This is a genomic window from Paenibacillus polymyxa M1, assembly GCF_000237325.1.
In the GTDB taxonomy this organism is placed as follows: domain Bacteria; phylum Bacillota; class Bacilli; order Paenibacillales; family Paenibacillaceae; genus Paenibacillus; species Paenibacillus polymyxa_C.
The window spans coordinates 1,402,925-1,423,008 of the sequence record NC_017542.1; the positions used below are offsets into that span (position 1 = coordinate 1,402,925).

The window sequence follows — 20,084 nt, forward strand, 5'->3', positions numbered from 1 at the left end:
GACACGACACATCTTTGGGGTCGTGTCTTTTCTATTTCGCGCTATACATATATATAAATAGAATTTCAAGAGGATAAAATACAGGAGTTTGAGCGTATGAATGCCGGTATCTTATTTCCTCGCATGATTCGTCACAATGGTTCACGATTTTTCATGTTCCACCAAAAAAATTATCAAAATTTTATACTGCCCGAATAATGATGTGATTTGTCAAGTTGTGAACAAAGTTATCCACATATACCGTTCAAAATGTGGATAAATAGGCTCAAAGCAAGCGGGCTAAGACTTTTAGCGGATAGCTGAATGGGGGATATATCATAGCTATAGTGATTGTGAAATTTGTGGATAATGTGGATAAAATGGTGGATAAATTTGGTTTTCATTTGAAGTTGGCGGTTTATCAATAAAAAAATGGCCTAAAAGGCCATTTTCCAATATCGTCCATGCACAAAATCTGTGGATATTCTTGTGTACAAAAAATAGAAGAGGGAAATGTGAAATTTTTATGGCTAAGATTTTATGCAGCAGCTTTTATGCCTCAAGCAGTTCCTCCCAGGATGCATAGGTTTCAGTCAATTCCTGTTTATGGGTGTCGAGTTGTGCCTGAATATTTTGAAGTGCTGTGTAATCCTGATAAATCTCAGGCAGGGTCATTTGTTCTTCCAACCCTACAATTTGTTCTTCCAGCGTTTTGATCTTGTTTTCCAATGCCTCCAGCTTGCGTTGACGGCTGCGTTCCTCGCTTTTGGCTTGTTTGTCTGCCGCATAGGTGGCTGCGCGTGATTTGGGAGTGGTCTCGTCTGTTACAGATGCAGAGGTAGACGATGTTTTGCCACGAGTGGACTGACTTGCCTCGAGAGCTTCCTGTGCGATTTCCTCCAACTCTTGTTTTTTAGCTACATAGTCATCATAATTCCCCAGGAAATGTTCTATCCCTTCAGGATGAAGCTCGATGACACGTTCAGCCATTTTGTTAAGGAAATAACGGTCATGGGAGATGAACAACAGTGTACCGTCATAGTCCATCAGAGCCGCTTCCAGCACTTCCTTGCTAAACAGATCCAGATGGTTGGTAGGCTCATCGAGAATTAATACGTTGGCTTCACGCAGCATTAGCTTGGCCAGTGATACGCGGGCTTTTTCTCCTCCGCTTAATGAAGCTACCTTTTTCAGTACATCGTCACCGCTAAATAGGAAATTACCCAGCACTGTCCGAATCCGTGCTTCTTCCATATGAGGGTACTCGCTCCATAACTCCTCCAGTACGGTATTGGCGGGGTTCAGGTTTGTCTGCTCCTGGTCATACAGACCGATTTTGATCTTCGTACCCCAGTGGATGGACCCAGCAGCAGGTTTAAGTGAGCCGGTCAAGCATTTGAGTAAAGTCGATTTTCCGATCCCGTTCGGACCAATCAGTGCCACCGTATCTCCTCGTTTTAAGTCAAAGGAGGCATGCTGAAATAAAGGCTTTTTCCCCTCATACGCTACGGAAAGGTCGCGCACCTCTAATACTTCCTTACCCGACATATAGGCGGTTTCAAAAGAAAAGTGGGCTTTTTTCAAATCGCCCATAGGTCGATCCATACGATCCATTTTATCTAGCTGCTTGCGGCGGCTTTGGGCACGTTTGGTTGTAGAGGCTCGCACGATGTTGCGTTGTATAAATGCCTCCATCCGTGCGATCTCCTCTTGCTGCTTTTCGTAATGCTTGAGGTTTGTTTCGTACTCGGCAGCCTTTAGTTCCATATAGCGGCTGTAATTGCCTGTATAGCGAGTGGAGCGATGGCGTTCGATTTCAACAATCGTGGTCACCAGTCGATCCAGAAAATATCGGTCATGTGATACGACCAGCAGGGAGCCGGAGTAGCCACGCAAATAGTCTTCCAGCCAGGTCAATGTCTGAATATCCAGATAGTTGGTAGGCTCATCGAGCATAAGGACATCTGGAGCGAGCAGTAGGATGCGTGCTAGCGCAAGCCTGGTTTTTTGACCTCCGCTCAGCGTGACTACAGGCGTCTCGGGTGCAAATGAACCAAAGCCCATGCCGTGTAGCACGCTGCGAACACGGGTCTCCATTTCATAACCGCCGTGATCCTTGAACCAGTCTGAGCGTCGTGCATAGCGTTCAAGCAGATCGGCATAACGCTTTTCGTTGTGCGCATTGGCCGGATCAGCGATTTCCTGCTCCATCTGCCGAAGTTCCCTTTCTGCTGCAATCAGTGGTTCGAACACCAGCATCATCTCATCCCAGATCGAACGATCAGAATCCAAACCGCTGTTTTGCGCCAAATAACCGATGCTGGTTTCCTTTGCTTTAAAGATTTGTCCACTGTCATAGGATATTTCACCAGCAATGATTTTGAGCAGGGTCGATTTGCCTGCACCGTTCACACCTACCAGTCCAATACGTTCACGTTCCAATATTTGAAGGTTAATCCCGTCCAGAACGGGCTCAATTCCATAGGATTTAGTAATTCCGGTTACTTGCAATAGCATAGCGTATCGTTCCTCCATTACATTTTGCACAGTTCTTCCTGCCTTTTTCGCAGGTACCTTCCTTCCAGTTTACATGAAATTACCCACTATTGCACTGCTTTCACCCCCTAAACCCTTGAGCCGCGTGTAGTCAATTTGTATAAACAATGATAAACTTAAACGAGAAGTGAAAAAGAATGAAAAAAACTTGCAACGTACAGCACTTACTGACAAATGGGACAATTGTAACGTGTTGATGATTATCGACGATTGTGCGGGAGGGCGGATGTGTGGATGTCTGTAATGTGAAGAACGCGCTGCGTGTACAGCAACGGGAAGCGCGTGACTCCATGGACCCGCTGACAAGGCAGAAGGCATCGGCTGTGGCCTGTCGGCATGCAATCGAGGCATGGGAGCAGCTTAGAATAGACAGAAACGGGGATAAGCTAACCTTATTTAGTTATCTCTCTTTTGGCAGCGAGATTTCTACGACTCCCCTCATTGAGCATTGTTGGTCACAGGGAGATCGTGTCCTGGCCCCGAGAGTGGATTCGGTAACCCGAACCATGGAGCTGAGGGAGATGGATCAGTATGGAAATATGGTACCCGGCGTATGGAACATTCCTGAGCCTGCATTGACATGCAAGGAATGGTTGCCTGAAATGTGGACGGGAATCGACTGGGTTGTTGTGCCCGGCTTGGCCTTTGATCGTCGTGGAGGCAGGATCGGCTATGGCGGAGGCTACTATGATCGCTTTACCGCACAGGTAGAGGCAGTGAAGCGTAATAATGGTTCCGTAGGTCCGCTTTATGTCTCGCTGCTGTTGCCGGGACAATTGTTGGCACAAGTACCCATGGAGCCGGGAGATTTGCGAGTGGACGTGCTGTTTACACCGGAAGGACGCTTAGATTGTAATCATGCAAAATCCACAAAAGATGAATGAAGTAAAGTTGGGTATGTGAAAGGAGCTGTGAGGGAGTCATGGATTCCTTTACTCATTTTAACGAACAGGGACGGGCTCGTATGGTAGATATTTCGGGCAAAACGTCTACGGTTCGTACAGCAGTCGCCGTGACTCAGATTACGATGAACCCGGCTACATTGACGGCTGTAAAAGAAGGAAGAATCGGCAAGGGTGATGTACTTGCTGTAGCTCAGGTCGCAGGGATTCAAGGTGCGAAAAAAACGTCAGACTGGATACCGATGTGTCATCCGCTGGCGCTGACAGGCGTGAACATTACTTTTTCCGATAATGGACATGATGTGCTTCATATTGAAGTTGAAGTGAAGACCGAGGGTAAGACAGGTGTAGAAATGGAAGCTTTGACAGCGGCTTCAGCCGCAGCGTTAACCGTGTATGATATGTGCAAGGCGCTGCAAAAAGATATGATCATCGGCCCTACCATGCTGCAATCCAAAACGGGTGGCAAGCATGGTGATTTTCAAAGGGAGGACCACCAGAAACCTTGACATAGACAACATTGTCGCCGAGAGGGTACTGTGATGTGATGGAGGATGCAGCGTGGCTGTTTCTGATTTTCAGAAGAGAAAGTATTCTTTCATGATAGGAGAAGGGTGATCTTATGGTGTGGAAAACGGCGATCCTAACAGCCAGTGATAAAGGGGCAAGGGGAGAGCGTGAGGATACAAGCGCACAGGTCATCCGGGAACTCGTCGAAGAAGAACTGGGCGGAGAGATTGTGGAATACCGGATCGTTCCCGATGAACCGGATGAGATTATTGCGGCTTTAATCGAAATGACCGATTATTTTCATGCAGACTTGGTGCTTACTACAGGCGGAACCGAACTGGCGATCCGTGATGTGACACCTGAGGCGACCAGACGGGTCGTGGAACGGGAAGTGCCAGGTATGGCGGAAGCCATGAGAATGATCGTGATGCAGAAAAATCCGGCGGCCATGCTTTTTCGTGGAATCGTGGGGATACGTGGACGTACGTTGATTGTCAATTTACCAGGAACGCCCAAAGGCGTGCATGAAAATTTGGCAGCGATTATGGATCAACTCCCGGAAGCATTGCTTATGGTGACAGGTCAGTTTCGGTAGAAGGCAGCCCGTGTGTGTGGTATGATACCTGTAAGAATTTATAAGGCCGTATACGGACAGAGGGTCTCATTTTGTCCGTCAACATAAGGAGGATTACTACACATGCCCAATATTGGAGCACCGGGTTATATTTTGTTAATTATTCTGGCGCTGCTGCTATTTGGTCCGAACAAGCTGCCTGAGCTGGGCCGAGCTGTAGGGCGTACATTCCGTGAATTTAAAAACGGGGCACGCGATATTTTATCTGAAGATGAACGGACTGGGCGGAAAGAAAGCAAAGATAGTGTGGTCCAAGCATCACAGACAACGTCTTCAGAAGTTCAACCTCAGCCTGAGGATAAACGCTTGTCATAGATTTAGTTATTTATTTTTGCTGCTTGTATAATGAACATGAGCCTCTTCTTTAGTGAAGGGCTTTATTTTTTAGGAGGCGCTGCTGCGTTCCGTTCAGAAAGGAGGAAAGGACTTGACCCCATCAGAGCATGAAATGCCGCTAATGGAACATCTGGGTGAGCTCCGCCGACGAATAATTTATGTGCTGATTGTATTTGTATTGGCACTGGCTGGTGGATTGTTCGCGGCGGGTTCTGTCTATAACTGGCTTATTCGCTCCGGTTCGGCGAAAGCTTTTCAGTTAAATGCATTTTCCTTTTGGGACGGAATCGGCATCTACATGAAGATCGCCATGATCATTGGGATTGCAGTGGCGTTACCGTTTGCATGCTACCAATTGTGGAAGTTTGTCAGCCCGGGATTAAGGCCGCAAGAACGGAGCGCAACCTTGCGATATGTGCCTTATGTGCTGCTTTTGTTTATGATTGGCGCAGCTTTTGCTTATTTCATTATTTTCCCGATGGCGATTCAGTTTACATCGTCCGTCACCAAAAGTATGGGATTGCAGGAAACGTACGGTATTGCGCAATATTTCACCTTTATGTTTAATATTGTGTTGCCTGTAGCGTTGCTGTTTGAACTCCCCCTGCTGATCATGTTTCTGACAGGGATTCGTGTATTAACCCCGATGAGGCTTCGCAAATGGCGGAAGATTTCTTATTTCCTGCTTGTTTTTGTTGCCGTTGTTATCACTCCGCCGGATTTTATATCCGATTTTTTGGTGGCGATTCCGTTGCTGGTGCTGTATGAAGCGAGTGTATATTTGTCATCAGTCGTGTATCGCAAGCAATTGCGTGCACAGGAGGAACGGGAGGCCCAATTGCGTGTAGCTGCGGAATAATAAGACAGGACCTGAATGGCTCAACAACGAATTTCTCTAAAATTGATCAGTATAGCTGTCTTAAAAATAACCATTAGCCTTGAGTTAACGGTTATTTTTAAGATAGGTGGATATAATCGAGAATGGTTACCCATAAAAATTCCCATAAAAAATACATTAGGGACTTGAAATTCAATCTCAAGTTGAGTATCATAAAGTTGGTTGTTAGCACTGACCACTGTTGAGTGCTAATACATACAACATAACAACCAAATTACAGGATAAAACACTTAATAAGGAGGCTATTTTTTCATGATCAAACCTTTGGGTGAACGCGTATTGGTGGAAGCAATTGAGCAAGAAACAACGACTTCCTTCGGAATCGTACTTCCTGACTCTGCCAAGGAAAAGCCGCAAGAAGGCAAAATTATCGCGGTTGGCGCAGGCGCATTGAAAGACGGTGCCCGTATTCCTCTGGAAGTAAAAGAAGGCGACCGTGTCATTTTCTCCAAATACGCTGGAACGGAAATCAAATATGAAGGTAAAGAATATTTGATTATGAAAGAAAGCGATATCCACGCGATCATCGGTTAACCGGAACCCGGACAAGACCTAAATATAGGAATTGAAACAAATCATTCATAATCCATAGGGAGGTTTATCACAAATGGCTAAAGACATTAAATTCAGTGAAGACGCTCGCCGCTCCATGCTGCGCGGGGTAGATGCATTGGCTAACGCTGTTAAAGTAACACTCGGACCGAAAGGCCGTAACGTTGTACTGGAGAAAAAATTCGGTAGCCCGCTCATCACTAATGACGGTGTAACGATTGCAAAAGAAATCGAGCTGGAAGACGCGTTCGAAAACATGGGCGCTCAACTGGTTAAAGAAGTAGCAACCAAAACGAACGATGTAGCTGGTGACGGTACTACTACGGCTACTGTTTTGGCTCAAGCCCTCATCACTGAAGGTTTGAAAAACGTAACTGCTGGCGCAAGCCCAATCGGTATCCGTAAAGGGATCGACAAAGCAGTTAAAGCAGCTGTTGCTGAACTGCAAGCTATCTCCAAACCAATCGAAAGCAAACAATCCATTGCTCAAGTAGCTGGTATTTCCGCTGCTGATGATGAAGTAGGCGAATTGATCGCTGAAGCTATGGAAAAAGTGGGCAAAGACGGTGTAATCACAGTTGAAGAATCCCGCGGTTTTGCAACAGAACTGGAAGTAGTTGAAGGTATGCAGTTTGACCGTGGCTACATTTCTCCGTACATGATTACAGATACGGACAAAATGGAAGCTGTTCTGGACAATCCGTATATCTTGATCACTGACAAAAAAATCACAAACACACAAGAAATCTTGCCATTGCTTGAAAAAATCGTACAACAAGGCAAGCCACTAGTTCTGATCGCTGAAGACATCGAAGGCGAAGCGCTGGCTATGCTCGTTGTCAACAAACTGCGTGGTACATTCAACGCTGTAGCTGTTAAAGCTCCAGGCTTTGGTGACCGTCGTAAAGCAATGCTGCAAGATATCGCTGCCCTGACAGGCGGTCAAGTAATCACAGAAGAACTGGGTCTGGACCTGAAAACAGCTTCCGTGGACCAACTGGGTACAGCACGTCAAGTGCGTATTACAAAAGAAAACACGATTGTGGTTGACGGTGCTGGAAACAAAGCCGACATCGACGCTCGTGTTAGCCAAATCCGTACGCAACTGGAAGAAACTACTTCCGAGTTCGACAAAGAGAAACTGCAAGAGCGTCTGGCTAAATTGTCTGGCGGCGTAGCAGTAATCAAAGTCGGTGCGGCTACTGAAACAGAATTGAAAGAACGCAAACTGCGCATCGAAGATGCCCTGAACGCAACCCGTGCTGCGGTTGAAGAAGGTATCGTATCCGGTGGTGGTGTAGCGCTCCTGAACGTATACAAAGCAGTTGCAGCTGTTGAACTGCAAGGCGACGAGCAAACAGGCGTAAACATTGTGTTGCGTGCTCTGGAAGCTCCAATCCGTACCATCGCTGCTAACGCAGGTGAAGAAGGCTCTGTTATTGTTGAGCGTCTGAAACGCGAAGAAGTTGGCGTAGGCTTTAACGCAGCTACTGGCGACTGGGTAAATATGATTGAAGCTGGTATCGTAGACCCTGCGAAAGTAACTCGTTATGCATTGCAAAACGCAGCTTCCGTAGCGGCTATGTTCCTGACTACTGAAGCAGTGATCGCTGACAAGCCAGAACCAGAAAAGGCAGCAATGCCTGACATGGGCGGCATGGGCGGAATGGGCGGCATGATGTAAGGCTTTTAAGCCCAGCATTATGTGCCCAGCAGAGCAGATTACTGTCTAATTTAGACGTTAATTTGTGAAGCAGTCACGTTATGAATTATAAATGATAAAAAGACCACTTCTTAATAATCTCATTAAGGAGTGGTCTTTTTGTTGTTGTAATTTGTTTATCAAGATTTTTCTTTCAACTCTAAGTAGTTCAACTGGATTAATATCTAAAACGGGCGATACTTTGTATAAATGATGTTTATGTTTTTGATTGTGTTGTTAACAGCTTGTAGCAGTAATATGAATACTTCTGAAAAAAATACAATTACAATATTATTCAAGATGCATCTAATACTAACAATATTGAAAAGAAAGTAATTTGTAGCAAAGGAATTATTGAAGAAAGAGCATTTTTCTTTAATAGAGTTCAAGAATATTCTCAAGTTGCAGAACTGCCTACGGCAAATAATGATATAAAGTTATATCTATCTTACGACTTCATGTATGATTGACTCTCATTACAGGAAGGCTTTGATACATTATCAGACAGTGCATTATATCTCCATTTTAAGAACGTCATTGACATGAGAAACTACAATTATTAGTCATCTCATTATAAAATAAAAGAATTGCTGAAAATAGAGCGGAAGAAGCTGAGGCAACTCGAAAATTTATTGAGAAGTGAAGTCTTTTGATCCTAGTATCGGAATGTCCGCGGAGAAAGTTCTTGAGTCAACTTGGGGTGAATCCAATGCTTTAAATAAAACGACTACTCTCTACACCTGTGGCAGAAATATCAGTAGAAGCACGAATAGGGCGTCTAGCTATATTTAATTCTTTCGAAACCACTTTTTCAGATCATTATCCAACACTATAAACCTCCTTTGTAAGTAAATATTATTAAAATTCTATTTTCTCAATCTTTCCTTTTTTATTATGATATATGGTAAAATCTCGGCAAATCATTAACTTTGCCATTCTCTACAGGGAATATTTCAATTTTAGAGTATAAGCAACTACGAAGTGGAAAGTTTGCTCCGAGAAGAACCCATAAATATATTAAGTTTAAAATCTTTTTGCTGTAACATACTGAACGTCCCATAGCCACTCTATCATAGTTTTTTTAACTTTTCTAATGAGTGCTACTATTCATAAATTTTATTCGTATTTCTTTTCCAACTAGACTGGCTAGCTTTTGTCAATAAGATGCTGATTCATCTTTTTTCAGAATCTGAAGGACTATGGTGTACTGCCATGAATTCGTGCTTCTCTTGGACGTAGTAGTTGCATATGCCAATATTCGCTGCGAGAACAATGATGAAAACCAGCACTGGATTCAGCTACATACCACCAATGGACGTTCTGTACTTACTGAAGTGACGTTGAAAGCGAGTAGAAACGCACTGCCAAATGCAATCTACATCGTTAGATCAACGAACATAGGATCTTTCATACGTCGTTTCGCCAAAATTGTTACCTTAATTCAATTGGAATATGCTAGGATATATAATAGGTCATTATAACCATTTCTGTCTCTTGTCCAAAGTGGCATCAAATTTAGAGCATAAATTAAATACAGGACAACTTCAAAATGCAAAATAGAGTTGTCCTAACCTAAAAGTTCTGGAGGAATACAGGATGAACGTCAACGGAGCACTTAGAAAGTTTTTTCGAAAAGTAAATAGAGAAAATGTGGAAAAACTTATGAAAGAAAAAGGGGTATTTCCTACTGATAAAAAAATCAAGAGTAAAAGAGAGTTGTATCCGTATTTTATGGAATTAGAGTCAATCGTAAGTGAGGAAGAGGTTGTAGATTTAGTTGAAATGGCGGTTCATGTAAAGACAAAAGGATTGCCAGCGTTTACTCATAAATTAGCCAATAAAGATTTCTTTGTAGGGAAGACTCCTGAAGAACTTTCTGGAAGTTTTGAGTATAAAGTACATCCTATTGGAGATATTTATACCATTTCAACAAAAATGGCTAATACAACTGGTGGGAGATTAAAAATCGATTATATATTAAAAAAGTACGAAGAATCGTGGAGAAATGGTGAACTAAATATAGAAAGTTTATCTGCTGTTTATAAATCAAGTATTGATATTGATTTAGAAAAAAATATTCTTACAATTTTCGCAGGTGACGATGAAACTCATAGTATCATTGAAACATTTATTGGTATGGTTCTAAAATTACCAATTCAAACATATAGAATAAAAGCTTCAAACACCACTCTTTCGTGGGAACAAAATGCAAGTTATTTGACCGCTCTCTTTTTAGATTTTGTTTTTAATAGACTCAAAAACAAAGGGATTGAGTCCAGTTTTTCCCATATTAAATTTAAAATAGCTAGTGACGACATAAAGGAGGTTACAATAAATGGTAAAAATATTTTGAATTCTTATTTAGCATGCGAATATGTAGTTTTAGGGAGAGACATCATTCAATTTAAGACATCAATGGTACAAGGCGCACGAACTTTTTCGTGTAATTTCGAGTTAAAGGGAAGCGATTTGCTTAAAATAGTTGTTCTTGATATCTCAGATGAAAATCTCAAAGAACAAATTATGAGGCATATTCAAGAAGAATACATCCTCATGTGTGAACAAGGTATTGTTAATTATAAAGAAATAAGTAAATTACTCGAAAAAATATACGAACGATTTATGAATAAAGAAAAACTATTTCAAGATACACTACGAGAAAATTTAGTTTCGAGTATATCACAGTTGGGATACTTATTAGAATACACTGAAAAGAATGACTTATCCAAAGAAGCCTTGTCACTCATGATTGAAAGTAGCAAGGTCTTACTTGAAAATTTAGACGTTACAGAGAAGGATTCACTGATTCAACTACTTACTTCGTGGCTCGAATCAGAGTAAAATGACTTATCACTAATAACTGATTGGTAGGTGAAAATACATTATGATTCTAGAAAGAGACTGCATTGGATATTCAATTGATAGAGCGATAAAAGTAGACTCAATAACAGTAAGTAACTTTGAGAAAATAGAGATGTTATCTGATTGTACTAACTATCAAATTCATCAATATAATTGGGTTGACCCAATAAAATATAAAGAAAAATTGATTAGTAAATCCACTAAGTCTGTCTCAATGATATATTTTAAAAACCAACTAACTATTTTCTTGTTTGGTAATTCTGAAAGCAATATTTCATATGTGGAGTCAAGATTAAAAAGATTGTTTTCAGTGAAATTTAAGAAGGTTGACTTATATCCTAAAATTATTAATAAATTGTCGTCGAATAATTATAAACTTAAAGTTATAAATATTCAGTTTGTAAGAGTTAAAGATAACTTGGAAAAATGGGTATCAATAGATGCTATTGGGCTATCTAAGAATGAGTTTTTAAAAATCATAAATGAAGAAAATCCTCAAACTATCAGCCTATATGACGAGTTAAATAAAGCGTATTTTAGTGTAGATATAAATTCATCGCTCTCATTTAATGATACTACAACCATATCAGATATAGTAGGAGTCCTTGAGTATGTTAGTTCGTGTATTTCTTAAAAGATGGTATTCTATTTTTCTTTATTTTGTTTCTTTAGTGTTTATCTCAATTTATATTTTTAAGGGGATTTGTGGGATGAACTATCCTCCAAACTCCAGAGATACAATTGAACTAATCAGTTGGCTGTTTTCAGGAGTGGTTTCAATTATATCATTCTTGTCAATTTTTGTTGGGTTTGTTTATGACAACAAATTAATTAATGCGTCTTCATCATTAAAACAAATTTATAAACCTTACGGATTAGAGTTTGAAAATTATCAAACAACTCTAATTGATTATCAACAGTATGTATCTAAAGGATTAACATTAAATTCAATTTATTGGGTTATACTTGTTACATCCAATTTATCAATTATTATTTGGTTAATTAGTCTTGAAATAGTTAATAATATTTTTCCTATTTCCTTTAACTTCAATAATATTACTAATATTTTTCTTTTTATAATGTGGTTGATTTTTAGTTTCCTTTTGACCTTTCTAGTTTTTTATTTGAATAGAATCAAAAACAATAAAGACCCTTTAGGTAAAGGATATTTGCCCAAACCAAATCAATTACTTGATATGAATTTTCTTGTGACCCAAGACGTGGATATGGATGAGATTATTCAAAAGGCATTACCTATTGTAGAATTGTATTCAAATCCAGAACCACAAAACAATTACGAAATGAATTTGGTGTTTCCTCTTCCAATAAGCAACTATAAATATGTAATAAAAATTTATGATATTAATAAGCGGCTCTTACTTCGCTGTTTTGGTTATTATGAACTACAGTCTTCTTTTGGAAAGAGACAGCATATAACAGTAATAAACAACATGAGTGATTCTATTTATAATTTAATTGATGAGAATGCATCTGCTGAGATCAAAGTTTATAGTGCTTTCGATAATTCCTTGTTAGGGAGAATGAGTCTTTCATTTCAAGTAACCTCAAGCAAAAAAAATAGTCAAATAGAACGTTCAATAAGCCATCTGATAGCACGTGATATTGATCAAGGTTTAATTACTATAATTAATAATTCGTTTCATTCTTGTCAGGTGGAGAACGGTTTTTGATGGATTAGTGCTATTACATTATTTAAATGACTCATACCATAAAAAAATCGCATCTACTGAAAATTTTAAAAAATCGTTAATGTTGCAAAAGACAAATTTTGCGACATTTATCTGGAAATAATATTAATATGGAGTAAGTGTCATGGGACCCTGCGAAAGTAACTCGTTATGCATTGAAAAACGCAGCTTCCGTAGCGGCTATGTTCCTGACTACTGAAGCAGTTATCGCTGACAAGCCAGAACCAGAAAAGGCTGCAATGCCTGACATGGGCGGAATGGGCGGCATGATGTAATAAGGGCCTCAAAAACCTGTAATCCCGCTATTTAAAGGGCTCCCGAGAGGGAGCCCTTTTTTATACCATTGCTACACCATGAGTGCTCAAGCAGCTTGCAGCAGAGTTTATGTAATTCGGCAGTTTACGTTAGATCATTTGCTCTAATAGTTTCTAACATACTGGTTGATTGATAACTCGCACAGGTGAAAATTAAAAAGAAAATAGGTTTTCTGGTATGCAGAGGTTGACCAATGTGTCGGCCTTTTTGATTTTCTTTAATATGTGAATAGGAACAAATTCATGAAGAAAAGCCCAGGGCACGAATATGTATGCATTGTAATGACTCCAACCCGAATCCAGAGAATACAACAATGGGCGCGTCCTTTTGCGATCAACTCAATTGTCAGATCCCTTTATTGTGGTGTAGTATATATTCAAATTATCCAAAGGGGGAAGTTTTGTGGAGCTTCAAACTATATTAGCTTTTTTGGGAGCAGCAATTGTTCTCACCATTATGCCGGGCCCCGACAACGTGTTCACACTGACACAGAGCATAGCAAAAGGTAGGAATGCAGGGATATTTACTACTTTAGGCCTTTGCACGGGATTGTTGGTTCATATTTTTGCAGCAACCTTCGGCCTCGCGGCAATAATTTATCAATCTTCCTTGGCGTTTGCAGTAATCAAATACGCTGGAGCAGCTTATCTATTATTTTTGGCGTATAAGTCATTTAGAGCAAAAGATACGAGTTTTGAACTTAAGAGTGGAGATACCTTAAATTACAAATCATTGTATAAAAAAGGTGTTATCATGAATGTATTGAATCCCAAAATATCACTTTTTTTCTTGGCTTTTCTCCCTCAGTTCGTAAACCAAGGAAGTGGTAATGTTTCTACTCAAATGCTAGTTCTTGGAGTAGTATTTTTAATGCAAACTTTAGTGCTTTTTATTTTGATAAGTATTTTTGCTGGAAAAGTAGGCTCCTTTCTACGGAGAAATCCATCCTTTTCTAAAAAAATCAATTATATTCAAGGCTCGTTATTTACACTTATCGGATTAAAAATCGCATTTACCCAAAAATAATAGATTTTCAAACCAATCATTAAGGACTAGCTGTTGAGCTAGTTCTTTTTTTGTTGAAAAAGCATACAACCCACGGGTTGACCTTTAGCCGGGCGATGTTGAATAAGAGAAGCTAAAGCAGTCCATTGTGAGGTTTGGTTACATCGCCCCGATCATTTGGAACGAACGCACCGGGAACATAGTGGACGGTCACCAACGGTACAAGATCATGGTCAACGAGTTGGAGCATACGGACAGGCCTATGCCTATCTTTTCCTAGATGAAGTCAACAGCCCAATCTTTTTGGTTAATTGCACAATAAGCTAATTTGACTAGACTTTGGAGGTGACCATTAATTATGTTTCGACATTATTGTTGGCAAAAGAGAATGCATCGGAGAAAATTTAGAAGATGTGCAGTTAAAAAGGTCAAAGTTTTGCCGAAGGTCATTGTTAAAGGGATTAGAGGACCTCAAGGACCGCAGGGACCCCAAGGACTGCCAGGTCCACAGGGAGTTCCAGGTGCTCAAGGTCAGCAAGGACTACAAGGTTTTCAAGGAATTCCCGGCCCTGCAGGGCCAGTAGGAGTAACGGGACCGGCAGGAGCAGTAGGACCAGCAGGACAGGCAGGAGCAATAGGACCAGCAGGACCAGCAGGACCAGCGGGAGCAATAGGACCAGCAGGACCAGCGGGAGCAACGGGGCCAGCAGGACCAGCAGGGCCTGCTGGCGTCGGGATATCAGATTTCTTAAGTGTTTTCCGAGCAGATCCTGGCACGGGGACTGACACAGTTCCGGGTAACACACCAATTACCTTTACTGGGGTTTTAGCGAATGTTGGAGGTGCATTTACTTTCACTCCTCCATCCCCAACGATAACAATTAACGAAACGGGGAGCTACTTCATCTCATTTTCTATTCATAACCAAGGTGATGCTGACTTCAATCTCACTGTTAACGGAACTCCTATAACACCTTTACCTTTCTCAGGTAATGGTGGGGGGCCTACCGCAGCTGAAGTTATTGTAACCGTTACAACAGTTCCAACTACAATACAATTGGTAAATGCCAACGCAACTCCTGCTCAGTTGCACAATAATATTAATACAACTATGACAATATTAAAGTTGACGCCTTAATATTGTTACTTAGTAGTAGCTTATTCAGCAAATGGCTTAAGGTTTATGTCTTTTATCCAGTCAGTTTGTCTAATTATTCAGAGACCTAAGCTATAGAGGCAGTGAAATGCATAATGCCTAGAGAGAGAAGTCCTGAACGGGACAAAGTCAGACACATGTAGTTGGAGAGCAGCGGGACGATGCGATTTAAGGATATCACCGCTGCTCTTTCTGTTCCTGAAAGTCGGGTCCGCAAATGGAAGCACATTACCATGGCATCCGCGCCAGTTTTATTGGGAGCATCCTTTTGAGTCGGATACAACAGTGATCGAATTGCACATTAGCTTCAAAAGGATGAATGTTAGGTATTGAAATATGGCTGATGGCTTTCTTTCATATTAATAAAGTCAGCCGTAGCATTTGAAGTAGTCAAATATGCGGGTGTAATACCAGGTTATAATCCCAGTTTGCAGTTTTTACTGATGGGTTCTCTTTACGCTCTACTTTCGATTTTATGGTTTACTACAATCGTATTATTGTTAAATTACATAAGAAAATGGTTAATGTCACCCAAAGTTCAGAATATTATCGATAAGGCCACGGGACTCGTGCTGATTGGATTTGGTTTAAATATGATCTTCAAAGTTCAAAAAACAGGATCATAAATAAAGGGACGGGCTATAGAAGCTCGTTCTTTTTTGTTGGGAGGTTGAACGCCTTGCATGAAAGCGTTGACATGAATTTCAACCCTCTATATACTTAGCTTAGTTAAATGAGAATGAATAGCACTAGGATTGTTACTGTTACGCAGGCAAAACCTAAGGAACAAAATGTTAAGATCCAAGGATCTTATGTATTTTGTTATCTTAGGTTTTTTTGTTTATGGAGAGAGGGAGGTATTATGTTCACATCTGAGAGGAGCGACAAACTTGGAATACAAATATGAGCTGGTCCAGGCAGACAATCATTTTCCATTAAAAATTATAGTTCATTCCTCCAATGAACCAGCATACATACCTAGGCATTGGCACGACAGCATCGAAATATCTTATGTACTCTCAGGGAGAATTGACAATATCTATATAGATGGCATGAATTATAGCTCCCAAGAAGGAGATATTGTGCTCATTAATTCGAATGCTATTCATTCCTTTTCTGTGGCTAAGGGCAAAGGTAGAGAGGCTATAACCGTTTTGATTCCTTCTGGATTTATTCGAGAAAATACTAAGGACAGTAATCCCATTTCATTCGATTGTATATCCATTTTCGAAACCAATGAGCAGAGATTACAGCATTTTAAGGAGCTGCGTGATCTGTTAAACACATTATTTGTAGCTTACCTCAACCAGCACAATGACCCTTTGGTACATATCCATCTAACGTCGCTATCTTATAAACTGGTGTACCTTTTATTAATGCATTTTAAAATTGACAACGAATCGATCTCTGGCTTTAACACTCATAAATATTTGGAGCGACTGACGTTGATAACCGATTATATCAAAGAAAATTACGATCAGAGTCTATCCCTGGATTCCATAGCTCAGGTTTTTGGATTGTCTCCCGAATATTTGTCCCGTTTTTTTGTAAAGCATGTAGGTATGACGCTATTTCAATATATCAATGCCATCCGTCTGGAGAAATCTTTCCGTGTTCTTATGAATACGGACCATTCTATTATACAAATTGCGCTGGAACACGGATTTCCAAACGAGAAGTCTTTTGCCAGGGTATTTAAAAAGGTTTATCAAGCGACACCGCATCAATATCGTAAAAAGCACAAGAGGCGTTCTAAAGCAAGGAGTCAGTAATTGACCTGAATTAGGCTAATAAAAGGCAGGATGAAAATAAAAAAATCATTAAAATTAATAATGTAAGCGTTTTATCAATGGATCTGGGAGGTAAGACATCATGTTTAAACAGTTTAAAAAGGTTGCTAAAACAACTATGTTATTCACTTTAGCTGTCGGTACGACCCTTGTATTCAGCAACGGTGCATGGGCTGCCAAGGATGCCAAGATGCAGCCTACTTCATACCGGACGGTTGCGGAGGTGAAGGATTGGGGAGCAACCATTACGAAGATCATTGTTAATCTGGGGAAGCCGGTACCCAAAGATGCGATAACCAAGGATACATTTAAGGTATATGTGGAAAGAAGCGACAATAGGTTGGTAAATTCCTTTGTTGAGAAAGGCAACCGGAAGGTCACCAAGGCCTATGTATCGGACAAAAGTGGCAACCCTGTAAGTAAAACAGGAAGCTACGTTGTGTTGGAAATGGAAATCGGCCCAGCGGTAACTCTAAGCTCTGCCATTCATTATGATGCGGCGGGTTCAGGGTTTAACGCATGGAATGATAACAAATATACGATCACGCAGCAAAAAACTATAAAAACCAAATCAGGCACGATTTCCGGCTTGAAGATTGATACCTCTGCAGGAGAGATACGGCAGCTGGTTGATCAATTTACAACTGGTAAAGCTACTTCTGATGGGGTTACTTTAACCTACGCGAGCTATGCACCGGCAAAAGACAAGGTGAAAAACCCTTTGGTGATTTGGCTGCACGGTATGGGAGAGGGAGGTACAGATCCGACGATTCCGATTTCGGGTAATAAAGCAGCGAATTTTGCTTCTAAGGATATTCAATCGTATTTTGGCGGGGCTTATGTGCTGGCACCTCAGACTCCAACCTACTGGATGGATGGTTTTACAGGCTTTGGAGACGGAACCTCGAAGTACGAGCAAGCATTGATGTCCTTAATTAAGGAATACGTGGCCAAAAACAAAGACATTGATACAGATCGAATCTACATTGGTGGAGACTCCAACGGCGGATATATGACTATGTTGCTGATCCGTGATTATAAAGACTATTTTGCAGCAGCCGTGGTGGCGTGTGAAGCCTTAAAGGATAGCCTAATCACCGACGAACAAATTAACGATATGAAGGACCTGCCGATCTGGTTTGTGGCTGCCCAAACCGATACTGTGGTTCCACCCAACGATTATATGATTCCGACCTACAACCGTTTAGTGAATGCCGGAGCAAAGGATGTCCATATGTCTTTATTTGATAACGTAGTGGATACTTCTGGTTTGTACAAGAAGAGTGATAAAACACCGTATGAATACAATGGCCACTGGTCCTGGATTTACGTGTATAACAACGAAGTATCGAAGGTGATTAACGGAAAGAAAACAACGATGATGCAATGGCTGGCCTCCAAAACATTGAACTGAACGGTATAGCTGTAAAATAAGATGTGGTGCTCACTATTGAGGTTGGGATTTATCCTCTCACAAGTTAAATAAACTTGTGAGAGGTCTTTTGTATTACCTAATTCCCATTTCGTTCCTGCATACTTTTTGCATAGTCAACGGCGAGCCCACTTTCCTTGCTCTTTCACTTATTCACCTCAATCAGCCCATCCGGCTTTTCTCGATTAGAGAGTAATTCAGATACAGTGACGAAGGAATAACCTCTTTTCTTGAGCTCAGGAAGAATAATCTTCAAGGCTTCAACGGTTTGTGTACTTTGATGTACATAATCATGCATGAGGACAATGTCGCCGTTACGGGCGTTGCGAAGCACCTTATCTGCGATACGGTGTACACCAGGCTTTCGCCAATCTAGAGTATCCTGATGCCAGGACCATAAAATAATTTTTAGCCCCTTCTCCTTGGATAACTTGACGAGTGAATCGTTATAGGAGCCGCCTGGTGGTCTAAATAGATGGGTCCCCGCACCAGTTGCCTGAACGATGCTCGTCTGACCTTGGTCCAATTCGGACAGAGCTTTGTTGCGGGAGATATATTGAAAGGATGAATGAAGGAAGGTATGATTGCCAACTTCATGTCCTTCCTCTCGTTCCCGTTTTACAAGGTGTGGCAGCTTTTCTACACGACTGCCAACGACAAAAAAGGTCGCTTTCGCATCATATTTTTGAAGTAAATCGAGAATGGCAGGCGTATTGCTTTCGTCCGGTCCGTCATCGAATGTGAGAGCGATAAGCTTACGATGGGTAGGAACTTCCCATACAATGTCGCCCCGTTCTTCGTAATAGGCTCTTCCCTTTGTAGGAGCGGGGGAGGCATATGATGTGTTTTGTGCATTCGTGTATGCAGTGGGGCAAGAACTAATACACAGCAAAGAAACAGCGATTCCAGCGCATAGCAAACGGTTATATTTCATCAGGCTTCTTCTCCGTTCTGACGTATTCTCACATTAGCTTGCCAAGAAGAAGCGTATACCATTCCTCATTTCTGAAAATTAGCATATTAGACCTGATGAAGAGAAGTGTGGTACTGGAGGATATAAGCCCTAGAACAGGTCATAAGGTTAAATACGGTAATTAATGAGACTAAGTCCAAGAGTGTAGCATAATGTAACAAGGAAACTTCTGCTCTCCCTCTGAAGTATATCAAGACCTCTCATGAGTTAATTGAACTTATGAGAGGTCTTGTTGGCGATTTTGTTTAAAAAAGATTACACATCCCTCAAGATAGCTAAGTTAAACTTTTCGAGGTAGCTGAATAGCATCTAATATTAGTACCTCGTCTTGCAAATTAATATTTTTTTTTAAGCTCTTCTCTTAATATTTCTAAATGCTTACTGAGCAGCTCTATTTTTCTTTGAAATAATTTATTTGTTTTTCTTGTTTTAAAGAGGTAGATCAACGCACATGAACATATAAAAATATGAATAAAGCAGAACCAGTAGATTATGGTTACAGATATAGTCCAGGTCCCTATCAGAATCCTCTCCTTTATTTCGATTTTATTAGGTGTGTTGTTTCTGCCAAAATCTCATCCAATTGATGTAATGCTTTGTTATTTTTAAAAGTGCAAATAATAAAAATAAGAGCAAAAATGAAGAGAAGTAACTCACTTCCTAAGAGAAAAACTAAAGACATTTCATGAAGAAATAATTCATCGAACATAGAATATACCTCCAATTTTAATGTTATTTGACATATAAATCTATAATATGTAAATCTTCAGTAG

Annotated in this window: 20 protein-coding genes; 17 read left to right on the forward strand and 3 right to left on the reverse strand. The window is 40.7% G+C overall.

The annotated features are described in order from the left end of the window. Nucleotides 1-531: 531 nt before the first annotated feature. Nucleotides 532-2,496 (reverse strand): ABC-F family ATP-binding cassette domain-containing protein, encoded by a 1,965-nt coding sequence (locus PPM_RS06080; RefSeq protein WP_014599542.1) that lies wholly within the window; start codon nucleotides 2,494-2,496, stop codon nucleotides 532-534. A gap of 269 nt (nucleotides 2,497-2,765) precedes the next feature. Here PPM_RS06080 and PPM_RS06085 point away from each other — a divergent pair, with 269 nt between their 5' ends. From PPM_RS06085 to PPM_RS06150, 17 genes are all read left to right on the forward strand, one after another. Then, nucleotides 2,766-3,419, forward strand: a complete 654-nt coding sequence (locus tag PPM_RS06085) for a 5-formyltetrahydrofolate cyclo-ligase (RefSeq protein ID WP_013369875.1) — start codon at nucleotides 2,766-2,768, stop codon at nucleotides 3,417-3,419. A 38-nt stretch (nucleotides 3,420-3,457) separates the two neighbouring features. Continuing rightward, a complete protein-coding gene (gene moaC / locus PPM_RS06090) occupies nucleotides 3,458-3,946 on the forward strand; it encodes a cyclic pyranopterin monophosphate synthase MoaC (RefSeq protein WP_013369876.1) in 489 nt (162 codons plus the stop codon). A gap of 113 nt (nucleotides 3,947-4,059) precedes the next feature. Continuing rightward, entirely contained in the window at nucleotides 4,060-4,542 is a 483-nt protein-coding gene (locus tag PPM_RS06095) for a MogA/MoaB family molybdenum cofactor biosynthesis protein (protein ID WP_013369877.1), read from the forward strand. A gap of 102 nt (nucleotides 4,543-4,644) precedes the next feature. Next, the gene (locus PPM_RS06100; protein ID WP_013369878.1) at nucleotides 4,645-4,896 is read left to right on the forward strand and encodes a twin-arginine translocase TatA/TatE family subunit; all 252 of its coding nucleotides are present in this window, start codon (nucleotides 4,645-4,647) and stop codon (nucleotides 4,894-4,896) included. Nucleotides 4,897-5,008: 112 nt separating this feature from the next. Continuing rightward, nucleotides 5,009-5,776, forward strand: coding sequence for a twin-arginine translocase subunit TatC (tatC, locus tag PPM_RS06105; RefSeq protein ID WP_013369879.1), 768 nt, complete (start codon nucleotides 5,009-5,011; stop codon nucleotides 5,774-5,776). Between the two features lie 291 nt (nucleotides 5,777-6,067). Beyond that, nucleotides 6,068-6,349: a co-chaperone GroES gene (gene groES / locus PPM_RS06110; protein ID WP_007429271.1), complete on the forward strand. Its 282-nt coding sequence runs from the start codon at nucleotides 6,068-6,070 to the stop codon at nucleotides 6,347-6,349. Between the two features lie 73 nt (nucleotides 6,350-6,422). Further along, the gene (gene groL, locus PPM_RS06115) at nucleotides 6,423-8,051 is read left to right on the forward strand and encodes a chaperonin GroEL (protein WP_013369880.1); all 1,629 of its coding nucleotides are present in this window, start codon (nucleotides 6,423-6,425) and stop codon (nucleotides 8,049-8,051) included. Nucleotides 8,052-9,665: 1,614 nt separating this feature from the next. Continuing rightward, nucleotides 9,666-10,910: a hypothetical protein gene (locus PPM_RS06120; protein ID WP_013369882.1), complete on the forward strand. Its 1,245-nt coding sequence runs from the start codon at nucleotides 9,666-9,668 to the stop codon at nucleotides 10,908-10,910. A gap of 43 nt (nucleotides 10,911-10,953) precedes the next feature. Then, on the forward strand, nucleotides 10,954-11,565 hold the full coding sequence (locus PPM_RS06125; RefSeq protein WP_043885899.1) for a hypothetical protein: 612 nt from the start codon (nucleotides 10,954-10,956) through the stop codon (nucleotides 11,563-11,565). Next, on the forward strand, nucleotides 11,543-12,622 hold the full coding sequence (locus PPM_RS06130) for a hypothetical protein (protein WP_013369883.1): 1,080 nt from the start codon (nucleotides 11,543-11,545) through the stop codon (nucleotides 12,620-12,622). The genes PPM_RS06125 and PPM_RS06130 overlap by 23 nt, the downstream gene beginning before the upstream one ends. Before the next feature lie 137 nt (nucleotides 12,623-12,759). Then, a complete protein-coding gene (locus PPM_RS28365) occupies nucleotides 12,760-12,915 on the forward strand; it encodes a chaperonin (protein ID WP_013369884.1) in 156 nt (51 codons plus the stop codon). Nucleotides 12,916-13,357: 442 nt separating this feature from the next. Beyond that, complete coding sequence (locus PPM_RS06135; protein WP_013369885.1) at nucleotides 13,358-13,981, forward strand: LysE family translocator; 624 nt, start codon at nucleotides 13,358-13,360, stop codon at nucleotides 13,979-13,981. Nucleotides 13,982-14,318: 337 nt separating this feature from the next. Beyond that, a complete protein-coding gene (locus tag PPM_RS06140) occupies nucleotides 14,319-15,098 on the forward strand; it encodes a large adhesin (protein WP_014599544.1) in 780 nt (259 codons plus the stop codon). Between the two features lie 179 nt (nucleotides 15,099-15,277). Next, nucleotides 15,278-15,388 (forward strand): phage terminase small subunit-related protein, encoded by a 111-nt coding sequence (locus tag PPM_RS29895; RefSeq protein WP_225683736.1) that lies wholly within the window; start codon nucleotides 15,278-15,280, stop codon nucleotides 15,386-15,388. 135 nt (nucleotides 15,389-15,523) lie between these two features. Continuing rightward, nucleotides 15,524-15,742: a LysE family translocator gene (locus PPM_RS28380; protein WP_331458205.1), complete on the forward strand. Its 219-nt coding sequence runs from the start codon at nucleotides 15,524-15,526 to the stop codon at nucleotides 15,740-15,742. Nucleotides 15,743-16,006: 264 nt separating this feature from the next. Continuing rightward, a complete protein-coding gene (locus PPM_RS06145; RefSeq protein ID WP_043885900.1) occupies nucleotides 16,007-16,888 on the forward strand; it encodes an AraC family transcriptional regulator in 882 nt (293 codons plus the stop codon). Nucleotides 16,889-16,988: 100 nt separating this feature from the next. Further along, entirely contained in the window at nucleotides 16,989-18,320 is a 1,332-nt protein-coding gene (locus PPM_RS06150) for a prolyl oligopeptidase family serine peptidase (RefSeq protein WP_013369891.1), read from the forward strand. Nucleotides 18,321-18,483: 163 nt separating this feature from the next. Here the strand turns inward: PPM_RS06150 and PPM_RS06155 are convergent, their stop codons facing one another. After that, complete coding sequence (locus PPM_RS06155) at nucleotides 18,484-19,272, reverse strand: polysaccharide deacetylase family protein (protein WP_013369892.1); 789 nt, start codon at nucleotides 19,270-19,272, stop codon at nucleotides 18,484-18,486. A 574-nt stretch (nucleotides 19,273-19,846) separates the two neighbouring features. After that, nucleotides 19,847-20,020, reverse strand: a complete 174-nt coding sequence (locus tag PPM_RS29565; protein WP_013369893.1) for a hypothetical protein — start codon at nucleotides 20,018-20,020, stop codon at nucleotides 19,847-19,849. Between the last annotated feature and the right edge of the window lie 64 nt (nucleotides 20,021-20,084).